Annotated in this window: 19 protein-coding genes; 18 read left to right on the forward strand and 1 reads right to left on the reverse strand. The window is 64.7% G+C overall.

What is annotated here, in order from left to right:
* Positions 1-3 precede the first annotated feature (3 nt).
* From hisC to cysM, 12 genes are all read left to right on the forward strand, one after another.
* Positions 4-1125 carry a histidinol-phosphate transaminase gene (gene hisC, locus CEY09_RS21110; RefSeq protein WP_006225149.1) on the forward strand — a complete coding sequence of 374 codons (1122 nt, stop codon included), beginning with the start codon at positions 4-6 and terminating at the stop codon, positions 1123-1125.
* On the forward strand, positions 1122-2024 hold the full coding sequence (locus CEY09_RS21115; protein WP_088590168.1) for a prephenate dehydrogenase: 903 nt from the start codon (positions 1122-1124) through the stop codon (positions 2022-2024). Before hisC ends, CEY09_RS21115 begins: the two co-directional genes overlap by 4 nt.
* A gap of 5 nt (positions 2025-2029) precedes the next feature.
* The gene (gene aroA, locus CEY09_RS21120) at positions 2030-3352 is read left to right on the forward strand and encodes a 3-phosphoshikimate 1-carboxyvinyltransferase (protein ID WP_088590169.1); all 1323 of its coding nucleotides are present in this window, start codon (positions 2030-2032) and stop codon (positions 3350-3352) included.
* A gap of 14 nt (positions 3353-3366) precedes the next feature.
* A complete protein-coding gene (gene cmk, locus CEY09_RS21125) occupies positions 3367-4059 on the forward strand; it encodes a (d)CMP kinase (RefSeq protein WP_088590170.1) in 693 nt (230 codons plus the stop codon).
* Between the two features lie 204 nt (positions 4060-4263).
* On the forward strand, positions 4264-5976 hold the full coding sequence (gene rpsA, locus CEY09_RS21130) for a 30S ribosomal protein S1 (RefSeq protein ID WP_006225145.1): 1713 nt from the start codon (positions 4264-4266) through the stop codon (positions 5974-5976).
* A gap of 3 nt (positions 5977-5979) precedes the next feature.
* Positions 5980-6339: an integration host factor subunit beta gene (locus tag CEY09_RS21135; protein ID WP_006225144.1), complete on the forward strand. Its 360-nt coding sequence runs from the start codon at positions 5980-5982 to the stop codon at positions 6337-6339.
* 183 nt (positions 6340-6522) lie between these two features.
* Positions 6523-6837 (forward strand): LapA family protein, encoded by a 315-nt coding sequence (locus tag CEY09_RS21140; protein WP_006225143.1) that lies wholly within the window; start codon positions 6523-6525, stop codon positions 6835-6837.
* Between the two features lie 59 nt (positions 6838-6896).
* Positions 6897-8114 (forward strand): lipopolysaccharide assembly protein LapB, encoded by a 1218-nt coding sequence (lapB, locus tag CEY09_RS21145; RefSeq protein ID WP_006225142.1) that lies wholly within the window; start codon positions 6897-6899, stop codon positions 8112-8114.
* Positions 8111-9052: a D-glycero-beta-D-manno-heptose-7-phosphate kinase gene (gene rfaE1 / locus CEY09_RS21150; RefSeq protein ID WP_006225141.1), complete on the forward strand. Its 942-nt coding sequence runs from the start codon at positions 8111-8113 to the stop codon at positions 9050-9052. Before lapB ends, rfaE1 begins: the two co-directional genes overlap by 4 nt.
* A complete protein-coding gene (rfaD, locus tag CEY09_RS21155; RefSeq protein WP_006225140.1) occupies positions 9049-10038 on the forward strand; it encodes an ADP-glyceromanno-heptose 6-epimerase in 990 nt (329 codons plus the stop codon). The genes rfaE1 and rfaD overlap by 4 nt, the downstream gene beginning before the upstream one ends.
* 193 nt (positions 10039-10231) lie before the next feature.
* Positions 10232-10786 carry a ComEA family DNA-binding protein gene (locus CEY09_RS32710; protein WP_088590171.1) on the forward strand — a complete coding sequence of 185 codons (555 nt, stop codon included), beginning with the start codon at positions 10232-10234 and terminating at the stop codon, positions 10784-10786.
* A gap of 108 nt (positions 10787-10894) precedes the next feature.
* Positions 10895-11803 carry a cysteine synthase CysM gene (gene cysM, locus CEY09_RS21165; protein WP_006225138.1) on the forward strand — a complete coding sequence of 303 codons (909 nt, stop codon included), beginning with the start codon at positions 10895-10897 and terminating at the stop codon, positions 11801-11803.
* Between the two features lie 84 nt (positions 11804-11887).
* On the opposite strand, the gene mltB is transcribed toward cysM, so the two are convergent.
* Positions 11888-13042 carry a lytic murein transglycosylase B gene (mltB, locus tag CEY09_RS21170; protein ID WP_088590172.1) on the reverse strand — a complete coding sequence of 385 codons (1155 nt, stop codon included), beginning with the start codon at positions 13040-13042 and terminating at the stop codon, positions 11888-11890.
* A 10-nt stretch (positions 13043-13052) separates the two neighbouring features.
* Here mltB and CEY09_RS21175 point away from each other — a divergent pair, with 10 nt between their 5' ends.
* The 6 genes from CEY09_RS21175 to aspT (CEY09_RS21200) all read left to right on the forward strand — a co-directional run bounded on the left by CEY09_RS21175 (position 13053) and on the right by aspT (CEY09_RS21200) (position 21278).
* Positions 13053-13976 carry a histone deacetylase family protein gene (locus tag CEY09_RS21175; RefSeq protein ID WP_175216762.1) on the forward strand — a complete coding sequence of 308 codons (924 nt, stop codon included), beginning with the start codon at positions 13053-13055 and terminating at the stop codon, positions 13974-13976.
* Positions 13977-14046: 70 nt separating this feature from the next.
* On the forward strand, positions 14047-14796 hold the full coding sequence (locus CEY09_RS21180; RefSeq protein ID WP_088590173.1) for an electron transfer flavoprotein subunit beta/FixA family protein: 750 nt from the start codon (positions 14047-14049) through the stop codon (positions 14794-14796).
* 2 nt (positions 14797-14798) lie between these two features.
* Complete coding sequence (locus CEY09_RS21185) at positions 14799-15728, forward strand: electron transfer flavoprotein subunit alpha/FixB family protein (RefSeq protein WP_088590174.1); 930 nt, start codon at positions 14799-14801, stop codon at positions 15726-15728.
* A gap of 193 nt (positions 15729-15921) precedes the next feature.
* Entirely contained in the window at positions 15922-17613 is a 1692-nt protein-coding gene (gene aspT, locus CEY09_RS21190) for an aspartate-alanine antiporter (RefSeq protein ID WP_088590175.1), read from the forward strand.
* 113 nt (positions 17614-17726) lie between these two features.
* On the forward strand, positions 17727-19553 hold the full coding sequence (locus CEY09_RS21195) for a bifunctional aspartate transaminase/aspartate 4-decarboxylase (RefSeq protein WP_088590176.1): 1827 nt from the start codon (positions 17727-17729) through the stop codon (positions 19551-19553).
* A 24-nt stretch (positions 19554-19577) separates the two neighbouring features.
* The gene (gene aspT / locus CEY09_RS21200) at positions 19578-21278 is read left to right on the forward strand and encodes an aspartate-alanine antiporter (protein ID WP_088590177.1); all 1701 of its coding nucleotides are present in this window, start codon (positions 19578-19580) and stop codon (positions 21276-21278) included.
* Positions 21279-21401: the final 123 nt, after the last annotated feature.

A 21401-nucleotide genomic window follows, 5' to 3' on the forward strand; every position in this document is an offset into this window, starting at 1 on the left:
ACCATGACCACCGCATCCAAGCCCCTCGTTGCTCCCGCGCACGTCAGCGCCATCGCGCCCTACCAGGCGGGCAAGCCCATTGAAGAACTGGCCCGCGAGTTCGGGCTGGATCCGGCCGGCATCGTCAAGCTGGCGTCCAATGAAAACCCGCTGGGCATGCCCAAGTCGGCGCGCGCGGCCATGCTGGCCGCAGCCGAGTCGCTGGCCCGCTATCCCGACCCCAACGGTTTCGACCTGAAGGCGGCGCTGGCGGAACGCTACGGCGTGCCGATGAACTGGATCACGCTGGGCAACGGTTCGAACGACATCCTCGAGATCGCCGCGCTGGCGCTGCTGGAGCCGGGCTCGTCGGCGGTATATGCACAGCACTCGTTCGCGGTGTATCGCCTGGCCACGCAAGCGCGCGGCGCGCGCCACATCGTCGTGCCGGCGCAAGACTACGGCCACGACCTGGATGCCATGTTCGACGCTATCGCCGACGACACGCGCCTGCTGTTCATCGCCAACCCCAACAATCCGACCGGCACCTTCGTGCCGGGCGACAAGGTCGCGTCGTTCCTCGAGCGCGTGCAAGCCGCTCATGGCGATCGCGTCACCGTGGTGCTGGACGAGGCCTACAACGAATACCTGGATCCGGAGCACCGCTTCGACAGCACCGCGCTGGCCCGCCGGTTCCCCAACCTGATCATTTCGCGCACGTTCTCCAAGGCCTACGGCCTGGCGGGCTTGCGCGTGGGTTTCTCGGTGGCCCAGCCGCCGCTGACTGACCTGCTGAACCGCGTGCGCCAGCCGTTCAACGTGAATACGCTGGCCCAGGCCGCGGCGATCGCCGCGCTGGGCGATGCCGCCTACCTGGAAGAGGCGTACGCCTCGAACAAGTCCGGCAAGGCGCAATTGTGCGAAGCGTTCGACCGCCTGAAGCTGCGCTATGTGCCCAGCTACGGCAACTTCGTGCTGGTGCATGTGGGCGATGCGCCGCGCATCAATCTGGAATTGCTCAAGCGCGGCGTGATCGTGCGCCCGGTGGCCGGCGACGGCCTGCCTGAATGGCTGCGTGTGTCTATCGGCCTGCCGCAAGAGAATGCCCGCTTCATCGATGCCCTGACCGCCATCCTGTCCGCATGAACGACGCGTTACCTTCTACGAATCAGGGGGCCGCTGGCCCCCTGATTCCTGTATTGGCCGTCGTGGGCGTGGGCCTGATCGGCGGCTCCTTCGCCGCGGCGTTGCGCCAGGCGGGTGGAGTGGGCCGCGTGCTGGGAGTGGGGCGCAATGCGTCTTCGCTGGCGCGCGCCGTCGAGCTGGGACTGATCGACGAGGCCGTTAGCGCCGAAGACGCGGCGGCCCGCGCCGACCTGATCTTGCTGTCCACGCCTGTGGGTGGCTTGAAGAACGTGCTGGCACGGATGCTGCCGCATCTGGGCGCCACGACGGTATTGACCGACGCGGGCAGCACCAAGGCCGAAGTCGTCGACGCGGCGCGCGAGGCGCTGGCCGGCAGCATCGGACGTTTTGTGCCGGGCCATCCGATCGCGGGCGCGGAACGCACGGGGCCTGACGCGGCTGATCCGGGCTTGTATCAGGGGCGCACCGTGATCCTGACGCCGCTTGCCGAAAACAGCGCGCAGGCGACGGACCTGGTGCGCCGCGCCTGGCAGGCCTGCGGCGCCAGCGTGATCGACATGAATGCCGGCGCCCATGACCGCTTGCTGGCGTCGGTCAGCCATCTGCCGCATCTGTTGTCCGCGGTCTACATGGAGCAGGTGGCCACGGCCGCCGACGCGCGCACGCGCCTGGACCTGGCCGGCAGCGGTTTTCGTGATTTCACGCGTATCGCGGCGGGTTCGCCCGAGATGTGGCGCGATATCTTTCTATCCAACCGCGATGCGATGCTGGCCGAGCTTGCCGATGTGCGCGCCGTCCTGGATCGTGCCGAACGCGCCATCGCCGATGGCGACGACGCGGTGTTGCTGTCGCTGCTGGAAACCGCGGCCCAGGCGCGCCGCAACTGGCGCAAGGAGTAACTGACATGGGCGCTTTGCCTTATCTGGACCTGCCGCGCGTGCGGCAAGCGCAGGGCGTGATCGCCTTGCCGGGTTCCAAGAGCATTTCAAACCGCGTGCTGTTGCTGTCGGCGATTGCCGAGGGCACCACCGTCATCACCGGCTTGCTGGATTCCGACGATACGCGCGTCATGCTGGGTGCGCTGCGCCAGCTGGGCGTGCAGGTGTCGGACCTGGATGCCGGCCGCGTCACCGTCGAGGGCGTGCGCCGTTTCCCCGTGGAAAGCGCCGATCTCTTCATGGGCAACGCCGGTACGGCGATCCGTCCCCTGACCGCTGCGCTGGCCCTGATGGGCGGTGATTACCGCTTGTCGGGCGTGCCGCGCATGCACGAGCGGCCCATCGGCGACCTCGCAGACGCTTTGAATGCGCTGGGCGCCCGGATCGACTATCTGGGCCAACCGGGCTATCCGCCGCTGCATATCGGCCGTGGCGAGATCGCCGCGGATGCCGTGACGCGCGTGCAGGGTTCGGTGTCCAGCCAGTTCCTGACCGCCTTGCTGCTGGCCGCACCGCTGCAGGCGGGCCGCAGCGGCAAGCCCGTCACGATCGAAGTGGTGGGCGAACTGATCTCCAAGCCCTACATCGAAATCACGTTGAACCTGATGGCGCGCTTCGGCGTGCAGGTGCGGCGTGACGGCTGGAGCCGCTTCGTGATCGAGGGCGGCGCCGGCTACCGCAGTCCCGGCCAGATCGCGGTGGAAGGCGATGCCTCCACGGCGTCCTATTTCCTGGCGCTGGGTGCGATCGGCGGTGGTCCGTTGCGCGTGACGGGCGTGGGCGCTGACAGCATTCAGGGCGACGTCGCCTTTGCCGATACGCTGGCGCACATGGGCGCCAACGTGGCCTACGGTCCGGATTGGATCGAAGTGACCGGCGTACGGGTGGCCGACGGTGCGCGCCTGAAGGCGTTCGATACCGATTTCAACCTGATCCCGGACGCCGCCATGACCGCCGCGGCGCTGGCCCTGTATGCCGACGGCCCGTGCCGCCTGCGCAACATCGGCAGTTGGCGGGTGAAAGAAACCGACCGCATTCACGCCATGCAGACGGAACTGGAAAAGCTGGGCGCGCAGGTGGAATCGGGGCCGGATTGGCTGCGTATCATCCCGCCGGCGCAGAACGCTTGGCGCGACGCGCACATCGGCACCTGGGACGACCACCGCATGGCCATGTGTTTTTCGCTGGCGGCCTTTGGCCCGGCAGCGGTCCGTATCCTGGATCCGGGTTGCGTCAGCAAGACGTTCCCGGGTTACTTTGATGTCTACGCGAGCCTGGTATCGGCCTAGCGCGGCCCCCCCCTATGACTTTGACTTCTTCGATTGATTCCTCTCCGGCCGCCGTCATCACGATCGACGGCCCCACTGCTTCGGGCAAGGGCACCGTGGCGCATCGCGTCGCCAAGGCGCTGGGCTGGGACGTGCTGGACAGCGGCGCGCTGTACCGCCTGACCGCCCTGGCCGCCATCAAGCAGGGCGTTGCCGCCGACGACGAACCCGGCGTGGCCCGCGTGGCCGAAACGCTGGACGTGCGCTTTGATGGCCCCCATGTGTACCTGGAAGGCGCCGACGTCGGCCACGATATCCGCCGCGAGGAAGTGGGCAATTTCGCCTCCCGCGTGGCCGCTTTTCCCGGTGTGCGCCGGGCCCTGCTCGAGCGCCAGCGCGCCTTCCGCCTGCCGCCGGGCCTGGTGGCGGACGGCCGCGACATGGGCACGGTGGTGTTCCCGGATGCGTCCCTGAAGGTGTTCCTGGTCGCCGATGTGGTCGCCCGGGCGGAGAGGCGCCGTAAGCAGTTGATCGAAAAGGGAATTTCTGCTAATCTAGATGACCTTCTGCGAGACATGCGCGAGCGAGACGCCCGCGATACCGAACGCGCTACCGCGCCGCTGGCCCCCGCAGCAGATGCACACGTGCTGGATTCGTCTGATTTGACGATTGCAGAGACGGTGCAGGCAATACTGGATTTCTGGCAACAAGCGCAGGCAAAAGCTTAAAGGCATCAGCCTGAAAGCTTGGCTGAAAGCCCAAGTTAGCCAGTCCACCTTTATTTTTTGATTAGGCCCTGTTCTAGCCAGGCGCAACCCCCACGGGACACCCCGCAGGGCAAACCGGCAGGCAGGTATTTTGACTCCACTGTGGCGGGCAATCCGCTGCGGTGTGTTCTTAACGGCCATTTCGGCCCAATGGATTTCAACCCCATGTCTTCCGTTTCCACTACCGCCACCGGCGGCGAAAGCTTCGCCGACCTTTTCGCACAAAGCCTCAAGAGCCAGGACATGAAGTCCGGCGAGGTCATCAGCGCCGAAGTCGTGCGCGTCGACCATAACTTCGTCGTCGTCAACGCCGGCCTGAAGTCCGAAGCGCTGATCCCCCTGGAAGAGTTCCTGAACGACCAGGGCGAGCTCGAAGTGCAACCCGGCGATTTCGTCTCGGTGGCCATCGATTCCCTGGAAAACGGCTACGGCGACACCATCCTGTCGCGTGACCGCGCCAAGCGCCTGTCGGCCTGGCTGCAACTGGAAAAGGCCCTGGAAAACGGCGAGCTGGTTACCGGCACCATCACCGGCAAGGTGAAGGGCGGCCTGACCGTCATGACCAACGGCATCCGCGCGTTCCTGCCGGGTTCGCTGGTGGATCTGCGTCCGGTCAAGGACACCACCCCGTACGAAGGCAAGACCCTCGAATTCAAGGTCATCAAGCTCGACCGCAAGCGCAACAACGTTGTGCTGTCGCGTCGCCAAGTGCTGGAAGCCAGCATGGGCGAAGAGCGTCAAAAGCTGCTCGAAACCCTGCACGAAGGTGCGGTGGTCAAGGGCGTGGTCAAGAACATCACCGACTACGGCGCGTTCGTTGACCTGGGCGGTATCGACGGCCTGCTGCACATCACCGACATGGCATGGCGCCGCGTGCGTCACCCGTCCGAAGTCCTGCAAGTGGGTCAGGAAGTCGAAGCCAAGGTCCTCAAGTTCGACCAGGAAAAGAGCCGCGTCTCGCTGGGCGTCAAGCAGCTGGGCGAAGATCCGTGGGTGGGCCTGGCTCGCCGCTACCCGCAAGGCACCCGCCTGTTCGGCAAGGTCACGAACCTGACCGACTACGGCGCGTTCGTTGAAGTCGAAGCCGGCATCGAAGGCCTGGTTCACGTCTCCGAAATGGACTGGACCAACAAGAACGTCGACCCGCGCAAGGTTGTTACCCTGGGCGAAGAAGTCGAAGTCATGGTCCTGGAAATCGACGAAGACCGTCGTCGTATCTCGCTGGGCATGAAGCAGTGCCGTCAGAACCCGTGGGAAGAGTTCGCCACGAACTTCAAGCGCGGCGACAAGGTCCGCGGCGCCATCAAGTCGATCACCGACTTCGGCGTGTTCGTCGGTCTGCCTGGCGGCATCGACGGCCTGGTTCACCTGTCCGACCTGTCGTGGACGGAAACGGGCGAAGAAGCCGTGCGCAACTTCAAGAAGGGCGACGAGATCGAAGCCGTGGTTCTGGGCATCGATACCGACAAGGAACGCATCTCGCTGGGCATCAAGCAGCTGGAAGGCGACCCCTTCAACAACTTCGTCGCCACGTTTGACAAGGGCGCCGTTGTTCCGGGCACCATCAAGTCCGTCGAAGCCAAGGGCGCTGTTGTTACGCTGTCCGTGGACGTTGAAGGCTACCTGCGCGCTTCCGAGATCTCCTCGGGCCGCGTTGAAGATGCCACCACCGTTCTGAACGCTGGCGAAAACATCGAAGCCATGATCGTCAACATCGACCGCAAGACGCGTTCGATCCAACTGTCGATCAAGGCCCGTGACAACGCCGAAACCGCCGACACGATCCAGCGCATGTCCGACGCCAGCGCTTCGTCCGGCACCACCAACCTCGGCGCGCTGCTGAAGGCCAAGCTGGACCAACAGCGCAACGACGGTTAATTCGTGACCAAGTCGGAGCTGATCGCCGCCTTGGCGGCCCGCTATCCTCAGCTGGCCGCCCGCGACACCGATTACGCGGTCAAGACCGTGCTGGATGCAATGACCCAGGCCCTGGCCTCGGGTCAGCGCATCGAGATCCGCGGTTTTGGCAGCTTCTCGTTGTCGCAGCGGTCTCCCCGAGTCGGTCGCAATCCGAAATCCGGCGAACAAGTGCTGGTGCCTGGCAAACAGGTGCCGCACTTCAAGGCGGGCAAGGAATTGCGCGAACGGGTAGACCTGGTCGGCGGCAATGACGAGGACGCTCAATCCTCTGGATCGAGTGAGCCGATGCCGTCCATGGCAAGTTTGCACGCCATGCATTGACGGCTCGGCGTAAAGGCTGCCTACGGGCAGATCGGACCGAGAACAGGCCCCTTGAGAAATCAAGGGGCTTTGTTTTTTCCGGCCGCGCGCCTGGTGGCCTGGCGCCCCGCGGGGATTTTTTTTCCTTGTGGCTTTGCGGCGTCGCTTACAATTGACAGTCTTGAATTCTCTGGAGCATGCGTCATGCGCTATCTCGTCTGGGCCCTGCGATTGCTCGTGTTTATTGCGGTATTGATGTTCGCCCTGAAGAACACCGATCCGGTTGCCGTGAAGTTCTACGCGGATTACGTCGTGCAAGACGTGCCGTTGATCGTTGTGATGCTGGTCGTATTCGTGGCCGGCGCCCTGTTTGGCTTGTTGCTGACCGTGCCCGCCGCCATGCGCCGCCGCCGCGAAGCCATGCGCTTGCGCCGCGAGCTGGACCGCGTGCAGGCCGCCGTCAATGGCACCACGCCTGTCGTGCCGCCGGAAGCCGTTGCGCCGATGTCGCCGCTGTGACGGCACGCCGTCTGCCGCACACCTCCTTTTCGCACTGAATTACCGCAAGAGCCCGAATAGTGGATTTTGAACCTTGGTGGTTGATTTTCGTGCCCGTGTTGTTTGCGCTTGGCTGGTTGGCCGCGCGCTTCGATATCCGGCAGATGCTTCGGGAAACCCGCAGCCTGCCCGACTCGTATTTCCGGGGGCTTAACTTCCTGCTGAACGAGCAGCCGGACCGTGCGATTGACGCGTTCGTCGAAGTCGCCAAGCTGGATCCGGAAACCACCGAACTGCACTTTGCGTTGGGCAGCCTTTTCCGCCGTCGCGGCGAGATGGAACGCGCTATCCGCGTCCATCAAAGCCTGCTGAGCCGCTCTGACCTGCCGGCCGCCGAGCGCGAACATGCGCAACATGAACTAGCGCAGGACTTCCTGAAGGCCGGCATGCTGGATCGAGCCGAAAGCGGTTTTGAACAGCTGAAGGACACGCGCTACGCACTGCCGGCCCTGCGCTCGCTGATCCGCATTTTCGAATCGGAACACGATTGGCCGCGCGCCATCGAGGCCGTCAAGACGCTGCAAGGGCTGGTCGACGAGCCCGTGCCGCAGATCGTGCATTACTACTGCGAGCAGGCGCAGACCGCGCTGACCGCCAAGCCCGCGGACGTGGATGCCGCGCACAAGGCGCTGGATGCCGCCGATCACGCCCTGTCCACGACTGACGTGTCACTGAGCAAAGGCGCGATGGTTCGCACGGCCATGCTGCGCGCGCGCCTGGCTCTGATGGAGCAAGACCCCAAGCGTGAACGCCTGTACCTGGAGTCGGTGATGACCGACGCGCCGGAATACGCGGGCCTGGTGGCCGAGCAACTGCTGGCCAACTATCGCGCGGCCGGTCAGGTCGAAGCTGGGCTGGAATTCCTGCAAAAGCAGTATCAGCGCCATGCGTCGCTGGACCTGTTCAATGTGGTGTTCCGCGAATTGCGCGTGCAGCAAGGCTCGGCCGTGGCCTGGACGTTCGCGCGCGGCGCGCTGCGCAGCCATCCGTCCCTGCTGGGCCTGGACCGTCTGCTGGAAGCCGAACTCGCCAGCCCGGAATCCGGCGTCACGGAGCAGGGGCCGGTGCCCGGCGCCGACCTGACGCTGCTGCGCAGCCTGATCCACAAGCATACGCAACGGCTGGACCGCTATGCGTGCCGCAGTTGCGGTTTTCAAGCGCGTCGTTTTTACTGGCAATGTCCCGGCTGCAACGCCTGGGAAACCTATGCGCCGCGCCGCCTGGAAGAACTTGAATGAAGCCTTTCCCCGCCGAAGCCATTTCGCGTAGCCGCGTCCTAGTGGTGGGCGACGTGATGCTGGACCGTTACTGGTTCGGCGAAGTCGAACGTATTTCACCGGAAGCGCCGGTGCCCGTGGTGCGCGTCGCACGCCGCGAAGACCGTCTGGGCGGCGCCGCCAACGTGGCCCGCAACGTGGCGGCACTTGGCGGTCAGGTGACGCTGGTGGGCGTGCTGGGTGCGGACGAGGCTGGCGACAGCATCCGGCGTCTGTCGGCCGAAGCCGGCATCCATGCCGACCTGATCGCCGACCCCTCCCTGCACACCACGCTGAAAATGCGCGTGCTGGGCCGCCAGCAGCAACTGCTGCGCGTGGATTTCGAACAGCACCCCGAGCAGGCCGCGCTGGACAGCGTGGACGCCGCGTTGGCCCGCCATCTGGCCAACCACGACATCGTGGTGTTGTCCGACTATGCCAAGGGCGTGCTGACCCGCGTCGAATCGCTGCTGGCCATGGCGCGCCATGCGGGCATCCCGGTGCTGGTGGACCCCAAGGGCGACGACTACGCGCGTTATCGCGGCGCCACGCTGGTCACGCCGAACCGCTCGGAAATGCAGCAGGCCGTGGGCCGCTGGAATTCCGAGGCCGAATTGACCGATCGGGCGCAACGCTTGCGCGCCGACCTGGACCTGGAAGCCTTGCTTGTGACGCGTTCCGAGCAGGGCATGACGTTGTTTACCGATACGGGGCGCGACCACATCGATGCGCAGGCGCACGAAGTGTTCGATGTGTCCGGCGCAGGCGATACCGTGCTGGCCACGCTGGCGGTGTCGCGCGCTATCGGCTTGCCGTGGGCCGAGGCCATGGGCTGGGCCAACAAGGCCGGCGGCATCGCCGTGGGCAAGCTGGGCACCTCCGTCGTCACCGCAGCCGAATTGGCAGGAGAATCCTCATGATCGTCGTAACCGGAGCCGCAGGCTTCATTGGCAGCAATCTGGTGCGCGGGCTGAACCGCCGCGGCATCCAGGACATCATCGCGGTGGACGATCTGACCGAAGGCGACAAGTTCGTCAACCTGGTCGATTGCCAGATCGCAGAGTACATGGACAAGGACGATTTCCGCCGCCGGGTCGCCGACGGCAGCCTGCCCGCGGTGCGCGCCGTGCTGCATCAGGGCGCGTGCTCGGACACGACCGAGCGCAATGGCCGCTACATGATGGACAACAACTACCGCGTCACGCTGGAGCTGTTCGAATTCTGCCAGGCGCGGCGCATTCCGTTCCTGTATGCCTCGTCGGCCGCGGTGTATGGTGGGTCGTCGATCTACGTCGAGCATCCCGATAACGAAGGCCCGCTCAACGTCTACGGCTATTCCAAGCTGCTGTTCGACCAGGTCCTGCGTAAGCGCATGGACAGCCTGACGGCACAGGTCGTGGGGCTGCGCTACTTCAACGTCTACGGACCGCACGAACAGCACAAGGGCCGCATGGCCTCGGTGGCGTTTCACAACATGAACCAGTTCCTGGAGCATGGCCATGTGCGCCTGTTCGCGGGCTGGGACGGTTATGTGGATGGCGGGCAGAGCCGCGACTTCATTTCGGTCGAAGACGTGGTGGCCGTGAACCTGCACTTCCTGGACCATCCGCAACAGTCGGGCATCTTCAATTGCGGCACGGGCCGAGCGCAGCCTTTCAACGACGTGGCGGCGGCGGTGGTCAATACCCTGCGCGCTGAGCGTGGCGAGGCCGAATTGACGCTGGCTCAGCTGGTGGAGCTGGATCTCATCCGCTACATTCCGTTCCCGGATGACTTGAAGGGGCGCTATCAGAGCTATACGCAGGCGGATGTCACGCAACTGCGCACCGCCGGGTTCTACGCGCCCATGCGCGACGTGCAGACCGGTGTGGCCGAGTACGTGCGCTATTGGCGCGCGCGCCGTTAAGCGCGGACATTGCCTGGCATTGCGCTGCCTTGCCAGGCCTTGAAGAGAAACCACCGGTCCGGTGGTTTTTTTTCGCCCCTGCATTTGCCGAGGTGGATGTTTTCGTTCACCGTGCCGCCCGCAGCCAGGCGTGATCGTCATGATTCAAGGGTGGCGCGACAGCCGTCGCGTCCCGTCCGTTCTGGAGACCCTCATGAAACCATTGTTCGAATCCAATGCTGCCCAATTGGGCGCTTGCCCGGCGCGGGGGGCAACGCTTCGGCCGAGCGCCGCGCGGGGCGGCCCGCGCAGGCTGCGACAGGTGCTGGGCGCGCTGGTGGTCACGGCGGGGCTGGGCGTGGCGGCGCCGCCGGCTAATGCGCTGGACGTCAATCAGGCCAGCGCGCAGCAACTGGAAGGCATTCGGGGCATTGGCCCACGCACCGCCGAGATCATCGTGGGCGAGCGCGAGCGCGGAGGCAGGTTCGACTCGTTCGAAGATCTGGCCGAGCGCGTGCGCGGCATCGGGCTGAAAAAGGCGCAGGCGCTGGAATCCGCCGGCTTGCAGGTGGGGCCGGGCGGGGCAGCCTCCGCAGGTGCAGGGGCGGTCGCCCGTGCTTCCTCGGGGGCCAACAACGCCAAGCCTGCCGACGCCAAGCCTGATATTGCCAAACCTGCCGCGAAGACGGCGGCCGCCAAACCGGCCAAACCTGCCACTCCGGGCGCCAAGCCGGCCGCCTCGAAGGCGCAGGCGTCGTCCAGACCCTGATCGGGCGCCCGCTTGATGGGAACCCCGGCGGGCCCCCTGGGCGGGAGCCCCTGGCGGGAGCGCGGCTTTTGGCCGCGTCCGCCGCCGGGCGGAGTTATGATCGTCCGCATGACTACCTCCTACCCCACTATCGAGCAGACCGTCGGCAACACGCCGCTGGTGCGATTGCAGCGCATTCCCGGTGCCGCGGGTGACGCGCGTGGCAACGTCATCCTGGCCAAGCTGGAAGGCAACAACCCCGCCGGCTCCGTGAAGGACCGCCCGGCCTTGTCCATGATCAAGCACGCGGAAGCGCGCGGCGACATCAAGCCGGGCGATACCCTCATCGAAGCCACCAGCGGCAACACCGGCATCGCGCTGGCCATGGCGGCGGCGATGAAGGGCTACCGCATGATCCTGATCATGCCGGACAACCTGTCGGTGGAGCGCCGGGCAGCCATGGCAGCCTATGGGGCCGAGCTGATCCTAACGCCGGCCGACAAGGGCGGCATGGAATACGCCCGCGACTTGGCCACCGAGATGCAGGCGGACGGCAGGGGCGTGGTGCTGGACCAGTTTGCCAATCCCGACAACCCGCGCGCGCACGTTGAAACCACAGGCCCCGAACTCTGGGACCAGACCGAGGGCCGCATTACGCACTTCGTCAGCGCCATGGGCACGACGGGCACCATCATGGGCGTGTCGACCTATCTGAAATCGCGCAATCCGGCGGTGCAGGTGGTGGGTGCGCAGCCGGCCGAAGGCTCGCAGATTCCGGGCATCCGGAAATGGCCCGAGGCCTATCTGCCGAAGATTTTCGACCGCAGTCGCGTGGACGCCTACGAATCCATCGAGCAATCGGAAGCCGAAGTCATGGCGCGCCGACTGGCTGCGGAAGAGGGCATCTTCGGCGGTATTTCGTCCGCCGGCGCCCTGGTTGCCGCCTTGCGCGTGGCCGAGCGCGTCAATGACGCGACCATCGTCTTCATCGTGTGCGATCGCGGCGACCGTTATCTGTCCACCGGCGTTTTCAACTGATTTCCCGAACATGCGGGGGCACAGCCTCCCCACGATGAGAAACGCCCCGTTCAACGGGGCGTTTTTCTGTCTGCGGACGCCCGACTAGCGCGCGACGCGGGCTTCGATCTCGCTGGCCAGATCTGCCACCGAAGTCGCGTAGAAATAACTACGGTTGTATTTCGTCAGCGCAAAGAAGTTGGGCGTGCCGACCCGGTACTGGGCGGTGCCCCGGGCTTCTTCGACCAGGTCGACGACGCCCAGGGGCTGGCTGCCCCAGCCCGTCGTCGACGCGCCCGGTTGCAGGCGCGCGCCGGCGGCGCTGAGCGTGGCCCAGCTCTGCTTGGGCTCCAGCCCGCCATCGACCAGCGCGGTGGGATCCGCGGGCAGGGCCACCGGGGCGAACACGGGCAGGCCGCGTTGCCAGCCGTGTTGCGCCAGGAAGCTGCCCACCGACATGATGGCGTCCTGGGTATTGTTCGTCAGGTCGATATGGCCGTTGTCGTCGCCGTCCACCGCGTAATGCATGATGCTGGTGGGCATGAATTGCGGCATGCCGATGGCGCCGGCGTACGAGCCTTGCGTTTCCAGGTCCAGCTTGTCTTTCATGACCAGCGTCAGGAAGTCTGCCAGTTGGCCCCGGAACATCGTGGCGCGCTCGGGCTTGTTAGGGTCGGGATAGTCGAAGGCCAGCGTGGCCAGCGCGTCCAGCACCCGGAAATTACCCATATTGCGGCCATACAGTGTTTCGACGCCGATGATCGACGCGATGATGGGCGCCGGCACGCCGAAGCGCTGCGAGGCCTGGTTGAGCAGGTCGCGGTTCTCGTTGTAGAAGTCCACGCCCCAGCCGATGCGCTTGGGTTCGACGAAGCGCGAACGGTACGTCAGCCAACTGCGCCAGATCTTCTTGCCCGGCGGGGCCGGCGCGATCAGGCGCGACACCGTGGCGTTGTAGCGCGAGCTCTCCAGCGCCTTGACCATGGGGTTCAGCGGCAGTTGGCGTTCCGCGGCCAGTTCTTCCACGAAGCTGCGCACTTCCGGACGCAGGGCGCCGGTGGCGGTCAACGTGGCCGGGGCGTCGTCCGGGAGTTCGGAGCCTGGTGTCGGCGTACTAGGCCCGATGCGGATGGCGGTGTTGGCAGTGGCGGCCGCGGGTTGCGCGGCGAGTGAGTTTGGAGCGGTGGGAGCGGTGGTGGAGCAGCCCGCCAGCAGGGCGGAGAGCGTTCCGAGTTGCAGTAATCGCCGACAGATGAACATAATCTTCCTTATGGAGACCATGTATCTTACTCACCCGGCATGCCGCTTGCATGAAATGGGCAGTTGGCATCCCGAAAGCCCGCAGAGGCTGGATGCCATTTCCGACCAATTGTTGGCAAGCGGATTGATGCCTTATCTGGACGACCGGCAGGCGCCTCAAGCATCGCGCCATGACCTGCTGCGCGTGCACACTGTCCATTATCTGGACAGTTTGCGCGAACACACGCCCGACCAAGGGTATTACCCGATAGATCCCGACACGCTGATGAATCCCCACACCTACGAGGCCGCCCTGCATGCGGCCGGCGCAGGGGTGGCGGCCGTGGATGCGGTGATGGGCGGCGAGGCCCGCACGGCCTTCTGCGCCGTGCGTCCGCCCGGCCACCATGCCTGCCGGTCGCAGGCGATGGGATTCTGCTTCTTGAACAACGTGGCCATCGCGGCGCGCCATGCGCTGGACTTCCACGGCCTGTCGCGCGTGGCCATCGTGGACTTCGACGTCCACCACGGCAACGGCACCGAAGACGTCTTCGCCGGGGACGACCGCGTGCTGATGTGCAGCTTTTTCCAGCACCCGTTCTTCCCTAACAGCGGCACGGAACATCCGGCCGCCAACATGCTGAATGTGCCTGTGGCCGCCTATACCACGGGCGCCGCGGTCAAGACGATCGTCACCGACACCTGGCTGCCCAGGCTTGAGGCCCATCGTCCGGAACTGATCCTGGTATCGGCGGGGTTCGACGCCCACCGCGAGGACGACATGGGCCAGATGGGCCTGGTCGAGGCCGACTACGCCTGGATCACCGAGCAGCTCGTGGACGTGGCGGAACGCCACTGCCAGGGGCGGATCGTCAGCACGCTGGAGGGCGGTTACAACTTGTCCGCCTTGGGCCGCAGTGTGGTTGCGCATATACGAGCGCTGGCGAAGCTGTAGAATCAGGAAAAAATTGTGCAATGCGATCCCGGCGCATGCCGGGTCATTATTTCCATTTGGAGGCAGCGGGATGAAGGTGTTGGTACCTGTCAAGCGCGTCGTTGACTACAACGTCAAGGTGCGCGTCAAGTCGGATCAGACTGGCGTGGATATCGCCAATGTGAAGATGTCCATGAACCCCTTTGACGAAATCGCCGTCGAAGAAGCGACCCGCCTGAAGGAAAAGGGTGCCGTCGCTGAAGTCGTGGCGGTTTCTTGCGGCGTTGCGCAATGCCAGGAGACGCTGCGCACCGCCATGGCCATTGGCGCCGATCGCGGCGTGCTGGTCCAGACCGATGCTGAGCTGCAGCCGCTGGCCGTCGCCAAGCTGTTGAAGGCACTGGTCGACAAGGAACAGCCGCAACTGGTGATCCTGGGCAAGCAAGCCATCGACGACGACGCCAACCAGACCGGCCAGATGCTGGCCGCGCTGCTGGACTGGCCGCAAGCCACGTTCGCCAGCAAGGTTGAACTCGCCGACGGCCGCGTCACGGTCACGCGCGAAGTGGACGGCGGCCTTGAAACGCTGACGCTCACGCTGCCGGCTATCGTCACCACCGACTTGCGCCTGAACGAGCCGCGTTACGTCACGCTGCCGAACATCATGAAGGCCAAGAAGAAGCAGTTGGACACCGTCACGCCGCAAGACCTGGGCGTTGATCCGGCGCCGCGCCTGAAGACGCTGAAGGTCAGCGAGCCGCCCGCCCGCAAGGCCGGCATCAAGGTGGCCGACGTTGCAGCCCTGGTGGACAAACTCAAGAACGAAGCGAAGGTGGTTTGAACATGACGACGCTGGTTATTGCCGAACACGATAACGCCCAGTTGAAGGGCGCAACCCTGAACGCCGTCGCCGCCGCCGCCAAGATCGGAGGTGACGTGCACGTGCTGGTCGCCGGCGCCAACGCGCGCGCGGTGGCCGACCAGGCCGCTGCTGCCGCTGGTGTTGCCAAGGTCCTGCTGGCAGACGCGCCGCAACTGGCCGACGGCCTGGCGGAAAACGTCGCCGCCCAGGTGCTGGCCGTGGCTTCGAACTACAGCCACATCCTGTTCCCGGCCACTGCATCGGGCAAGAACGTGGCGCCGCGCGTTGCGGCCAAGCTCGATGTGGCGCAGATCTCGGACATCATCGGCGTGGAATCCGCCGATACGTTCCAGCGCCCGATCTACGCGGGTAACGCCATCGCCACCGTGCAGTCGGCCGATGCCGTGAAAGTCATCACCGTGCGCACGACGGGCTTTGACGCCGTCGCCGCGCAAGGCGGTTCGGCTGCGGTGGAAGCAATCACCGCGGTTGCCGATTCGGGCAAGTCCACGTTCGTGGGCCGCGAAGTCGCCAAGAGCGACCGTCCTGAACTGGCCGGCGCGCGCGTGGTGGTGTCGGGCGGCCGCGGTCTGGGCAGCGCCGAGAACTTCAAGATCCTGGATCCGCTGGCCGACAAGCTGGGTGCCGCACTGGGCGCTTCGCGTGCCGCGGTCGACGCCGGCTACGCGCCGAACGATTGGCAGGTTGGCCAGACCGGCAAGATTGTTGCGCCGCAACTGTACGTGGCGGTTGGTATCTCGGGTGCCATCCAGCATTTGGCCGGCATGAAGGATTCCAAGGTCATCGTCGCCATTAATAAAGATCCCGAAGCGCCGATTTTCGGTGTGGCGGATTATGGCCTGGTGGGCGATTTGTTCCAGGTCGTGCCTGAATTGACCGGCGCGTTGTAGGCCACCCGGTCACGTCGTATAAAAAACCGCAGGCGGTGAGCCTGCGGTTTTTTTTGGTTCCCGATAATCTGCGTCCCTTTGTCAGGGCTGTAGTATTTCTTTTGAATTTCTGAAAGATTCTGATAATGTGTTCCGCGCGCAGCAGGATTGTTCGCGCACGTGCTCGACCTGTACAGAACGAAGGAGATTCGGGATGGAATGGTTCTTTGACACATTGCGGAAGTACCCTGAACTAGCGATCTTCCTGACCCTGGGATTGGGTTATTGGATCGGGGCCAAGAAAATCTTCGGTTTTAATCTAGGCGCGGTAACGGGTACTTTGCTGGTGGGCGTGCTGGTCGGGCAACTCGACATCACCATCGCCCCAATTCTGAAGCAGGTGTTCTTCCTGCTCTTCCTCTTCGGTCTTGGCTACGGCGTCGGACCACAATTCTTCCGCGGTATGAAAAGCGATGGCCTTCCCCAGGTCATCTTCGCGGTCATCATTTGTGTGATTTGCTTGCTGGTCACTTGGGCCACCGCCGTGGGCTTCGGCTTTGATGCCGGCACCGGCGCTGGCCTGCTGTCAGGGGCGCAGACCATTTCGGCGGTGATGGGCGTGGCTACCGACACGATCAACGGCCTGAGCGTGGATGCGGCGACCAAGAAGCAATGGATCGACAGCATTCCGGTTGCCTATGCCGTCTGCTACATCTTCGGCACCGTGGGCAGCGCCTGGCTGCTGGCCTCGCTGGGCCCGAAGCTGATGGGCGTGGACATCGTGAAGGAGTGCAAGGAATACGAAGCCAAGATGTCAGGCGGCTCTGATTCCATGGAACTCTCCGGCTACCGCAAGTTCACGGCCCGGGCGTATCGCCTGGATCACACCGAGCACGTGGGTAAGACGGTCGGTGAACTGGAGTCGCGATTCGTCGAAGCGCGCGTCTTCGTCGAACGCATCCGGCGCGGCGATCAGATCCTGGACAACGACTCGACCACCGTCCTGCAAGCCGGCGACGTGTTGGGCGTGACGGGGCGCCACGACGCGCTGGTCTTGCAGGCTGCGGGCATCATCGGCACCGAGGTTGAAGACCGCGACTTGCTGAGCCTGCCCGCAGAGGTCGTCGAGGTGGTGCTGACCAACAAGAACGTGGCCGGCAAGACGCTCAAGGAACTGGCCGAAAACGAGACCGTGCGCCAACTGGGCCGCGGCGTGTTCTTGCGCAAGGTCGTGCGCGGCGGCCACGAGATGCCGGTCAACTGGGGCTTGAAGCTGGATCGGGGCGACCGCCTGTTCGTACTGGGCGCCAAGCGCGACGTGGAACGGGTCGTGGACAAGCTGGGGTACGTGGACCGGGCCACCAATCAGACCGACATGGTATTCGTGGGTTTCGGCATTTTGCTGGGCGGCCTGTTCGGCACGCTGGTGCTGACGGTAGGCGGCATCCCCATCACGTTGTCGACCTCCGGCGGCGCGCTGATCTCCGGGCTGATCTTCGGCTACCTGCGGTCGGTGCATCCCACCTTCGGCCGCGTGCCGGAGCCCGTGCATTGGTTCCTGACATCCGTCGGCTTGACCGCCTTCGTGGCGGTGGTCGGCATCACGTCGGGGCCAGGCTTCGTACAGGGCTTCCAGCAGCTCGGGGCCAAGCTGTTCGTGGCCGGCATCATCGCAACCAGCGTGCCGATGATCCTGGGGGTGTATATCGCCCGGTATGTCTTCAAATTCCATCCGGCCATCGTGCTGGGCGTCTGCGCCGGCGCCCGCACCACGACGGCCGCGATCGGCCAGATCACCGAAACGGCGAAAAGCCAGGTGCCCGCCCTGGGCTACACGGTGCCTTACGCCATCGGCAATACCCTGCTCATCATCTGGGGGATTGTCATTGTGTTGCTCATGACCTAGTGGGACGCCCGCCAAGCCGCATGGCTTGCGGGCAGCACATCGGGGCGGCGGGCGTGCCCGCCCGCACCGCCCCGGCAAGCGCTTGTCAAAACGCAAACCAGGAGTACTGAATAATGGCTTCCACCACGCCTCTCACCGTCAGCCTGGCCTCGGCCCTGAAAACGACGCGGTCGCGCCAGCGCGATCTTGAGCAGTTGTCGCCCTTCGAACTGAAGGATTATCTGATCACGTTGGCCAAGGAAAACCAGCAGACCGCTGCGTTGACCATGTTGAACGCCGGCCGTGGCAATCCCAATTGGATCGCTACCGAGCCGCGCGACGCCTTCTTCCTGCTTGGCCAATTCGCCATGAAGGAAGCGCGCCGCGTGCGTGACGATGCCATCCTGGCGGGCATGCCGGCCAAGAAGGGCTGCGCCGACCGCCTGCGCAAGTTCCTGTCCAAGCATAAAGGCGAGGACGGCTACGACTTCCTGGTCGGCGTGCTCGAGTACGGCGTGAAGATCAAGAGTTTCGATCCCGACGAGTGGATCCATGAACTGACCGATAGCATCATCGGCGACAACTATCCCGTGCCGCCGCGCGCGCTGGTGCATATCGAACAGATCGTGCACGACTACCTGATCAAGGAAATGTGCGACGGCCGCCCGCCCAAGGGCAAGTTCGACCTGTTCCCGGTCGAAGGCGGCACGGCCGCCATGTGCTACATCTTCGACTCGCTGATGCAGAACGGCCTGCTCAAACAGGGCGACACCATCGCGCTGTTCCTGCCGACCTTCACGCCCTATATCGAGATCGCGCATCTGGAGCGCTTCCAGTTCAAGATCGTGGCCATCAACGCCAGCAGCTTGCGCGCCGACGGCACGCACGATTGGCACTATCCGGCCTCCGAAATCGCCAAGCTGGAAAATCCCAAGATCAAGCTGGCGGTCACGGTGAACCCGAGCAATCCGCCCTCGGTCGCGTTCAGTCCTGTCGAGATGAAGCAGATCGTGCGGCTGATCCGCAAGAATCCGGATCTGGTGCTGGTGACCGACGACGTCTACGGCACCTTCGTGCCGAATTTCCGTTCGCTGATGGCCGAGGTGCCGCACAACACCATCTGCGTGTATTCCTTCTCGAAGAACTTCGGCTGCACGGGCTGGCGCCTGGGCGTGATCGCCATCCACGAGAAGAACACGATGGACCGCCGTATCGCCGAACTGCCCGCGTCGTGGAAACAGCGCCTGAACAAGCGCTACGGCGCCATGACGATGGAGCCCGAAAAGCTCAAGTTCATTGACCGCATGGTGGCCGACAGCCGCAACGTGGCGCTTAACCATACGGCGGGCCTGTCCTTGCCGCAACAGGTGCAGATGGGCTTTTTTGCGCTATCTCACTTGCTCGACCTGAAGGATTCCTACAAGCATCTGACCATGCAGATCGTGCGCGCCCGCCGCGATTCGCTCTGGAGCGGGCTGGGCATTCCGCTGCCGCCGGAAGATCCGATGCGCGGCTGGTATTACGTGGAACTGGACTTCATGGTCTGGGCCAAGATCATGTATGGCGATGCCTTCTGCAAGTACATGACCAGCAACTACGAACCGGTGGACTTCCTGTTCCGTCTGGCCGAGAAGTCGGGCGTGGTGCTGATGGATGGCGGCGGTTTTGGCGGTCCGCCCTGGTCGATCCGCATTTCACTGGCCAACCTGGACGACGCCGACTACGCCAAGATCGGCAAGTACATGGTCGAATGCGCGACCGAGTACGTCGAGGCATGGAAGGCATCCGAGCTGGTGCGTTCGGGCCCGACGGCAGGCAAGGGCCAGACGGTGAAGGCAGGAGCGGCCAAGCGCGTGGCCAAGAAGGCCGTTAAGAAGGTAGCCAAGACGGCGGTGAAGAAGGCGGTGAAGAAGGCGGACACCGCCGCCCGCTCGGCCAAGAAAGCCACGGCTCGGAAGTAGGAAAACACAGGGCGACATGACCTTATGACGTGCTCAGTCGGGTTTTTCAATAGCGTCCCCATCGCGGTGTTGTTCGTTACGGTGGGTTTGGGATACCTGATCGGCAAACTGAAGGTCGGGCCGATCCAGTTGGGCGGGGTGTGTGGGACACTCATCGTCGCCCTGCTGATCGGCCAGACGGGCTGCCAGATGCGCGGCGACCTGAAAGAGGTCGCGTTCGCCCTATTCATCTTTGCCATGGGCTACTCCGGCGGCCCGCAGTTCTTCGCCAACCTGAACCGGTCCAGCCTGCGCTACATCGTGCTGCCGATCATTGAGGCCCTGCTGGTGCTGACTATCGTGTTGGCGGCCGTGCCGCTGTTCGGCCTGGACGCCGGCACGGCGGCGGGCTTGGCGGCCGGGGCCGCCACGGAGTCGGCCGTGGTGGGCACGGCGGCCGAGGCGCTCAAGCATCTGGGGCTGCCGGATGCCGAGGTGCAGCGCATGGAGGCCAATATCGCCACGGCCTACACGCTGACCTATCTGGTGGGCCTGATCAGCATCGTGTTCTTCACGAGCCAGGTCGCGCCGGCCCTGTTGCGCATCAACTTGCGCGAAGCGTCCAAGGCCCTGGAAGCGAAGCTGGGCGTGGCTTCCGGCGACGATGATGAAATCAACCTGCCCACCCTGCCGCGGCTGGTGGGGCGCGCCCATGTGGTGAAAGACGCCGACGGCATGAGCGTGGCCGACGTCGAGGCGCAACTGGGCGGGCGGACGGTGATCAGCCGCATCCTGCGAAATGGCGAGGCGGTGGACGCGACACCGGAAGATACCCTGGTCACCGGCGACATCGTGGTCGTGCTGGGGCTGCGCCGCTTCGCGCTGCGGGCGGGGTCGGTGGTCGGGCCTGAAATCCAGTTGCCCGAGGCCCATGCGGATGATCTGCAACTGAGCGAGCTGGCCGTCATCGTCAACAAGAAGGCGATCAACGGACGCACGATGGGCGAACTGGCCAAGCGGCCGGGCGCCCGCCGGGCACGTGGGGTCTTCGTCCAATCCATCATGCGTTCGGGGCATGTGCTGCCATTGACGCCGGCCACGGTGGTGCAATACGGCGACCTGGTGACCTTGGTAGGCACGGAACCCGAGCTGTCGGAAGCCGGCGCCGCCCTGGGCAATGAGTTGCGCCGCAGCGGCGTGACCGATCTGGTGTTCCTGGCTTTCGGCATTCTCGCCGGCTTGATGATCGGCGCGCTGAGCGCGCGCCTGTGGGGGATCCCGGTGTCGCTGGGCAGTGGGGGCGGTGCGCTGGTCAGCGGCCTGGTCTGCGGCTGGATCAACGCCAAGCGGCCCGCCATCGGCCATATGCCCGACCATGCCGTGCAGTTGCTGAAGGACCTGGGCCTGGCGGTTTTTGTGGCGTGCGTGGGCCTGTCGGCCGGCCCCGAAGCGATATCGCTGATCCGCGAGCATGGCGCCGTGCTGCCCCTGATCGGCCTGCTGGTGTCGCTGGGGCCTGCCTGCCTGTCGCTGTGGGTGGGGCACAAGATCCTGAAGATCGAGGGGCCGTTGCTGGTGGGGGCCATTGCGGGGCAGCACGTCAGCACGCCCGCTATCAGCGCCATCCTGGGGTCTAGCGGCAGTTCGGTGCCGCTGCTGGGTTACACCGTGACCTACGCCATCGCCAATGTGCTGCTGCCGGTGCTGGGGCCGATCATCGTGTCATTGGCGTACCATCTGAGTTAGCGCCCATCCGGCCACCCGCCGGACGACGCGGCGCCTGTCACACCCCGACGCGCGCAATCAGACGCGCGTACCAAGAAACGCATCCGGCAGCCCGGGGCTTTGCGCCCTGCTGCCCCTTGCACA

It is taken from the genome of Achromobacter marplatensis, from assembly GCF_002209535.1.
Taxonomy (GTDB): Bacteria; Pseudomonadota; Gammaproteobacteria; order Burkholderiales; family Burkholderiaceae_B; genus Achromobacter; species Achromobacter marplatensis.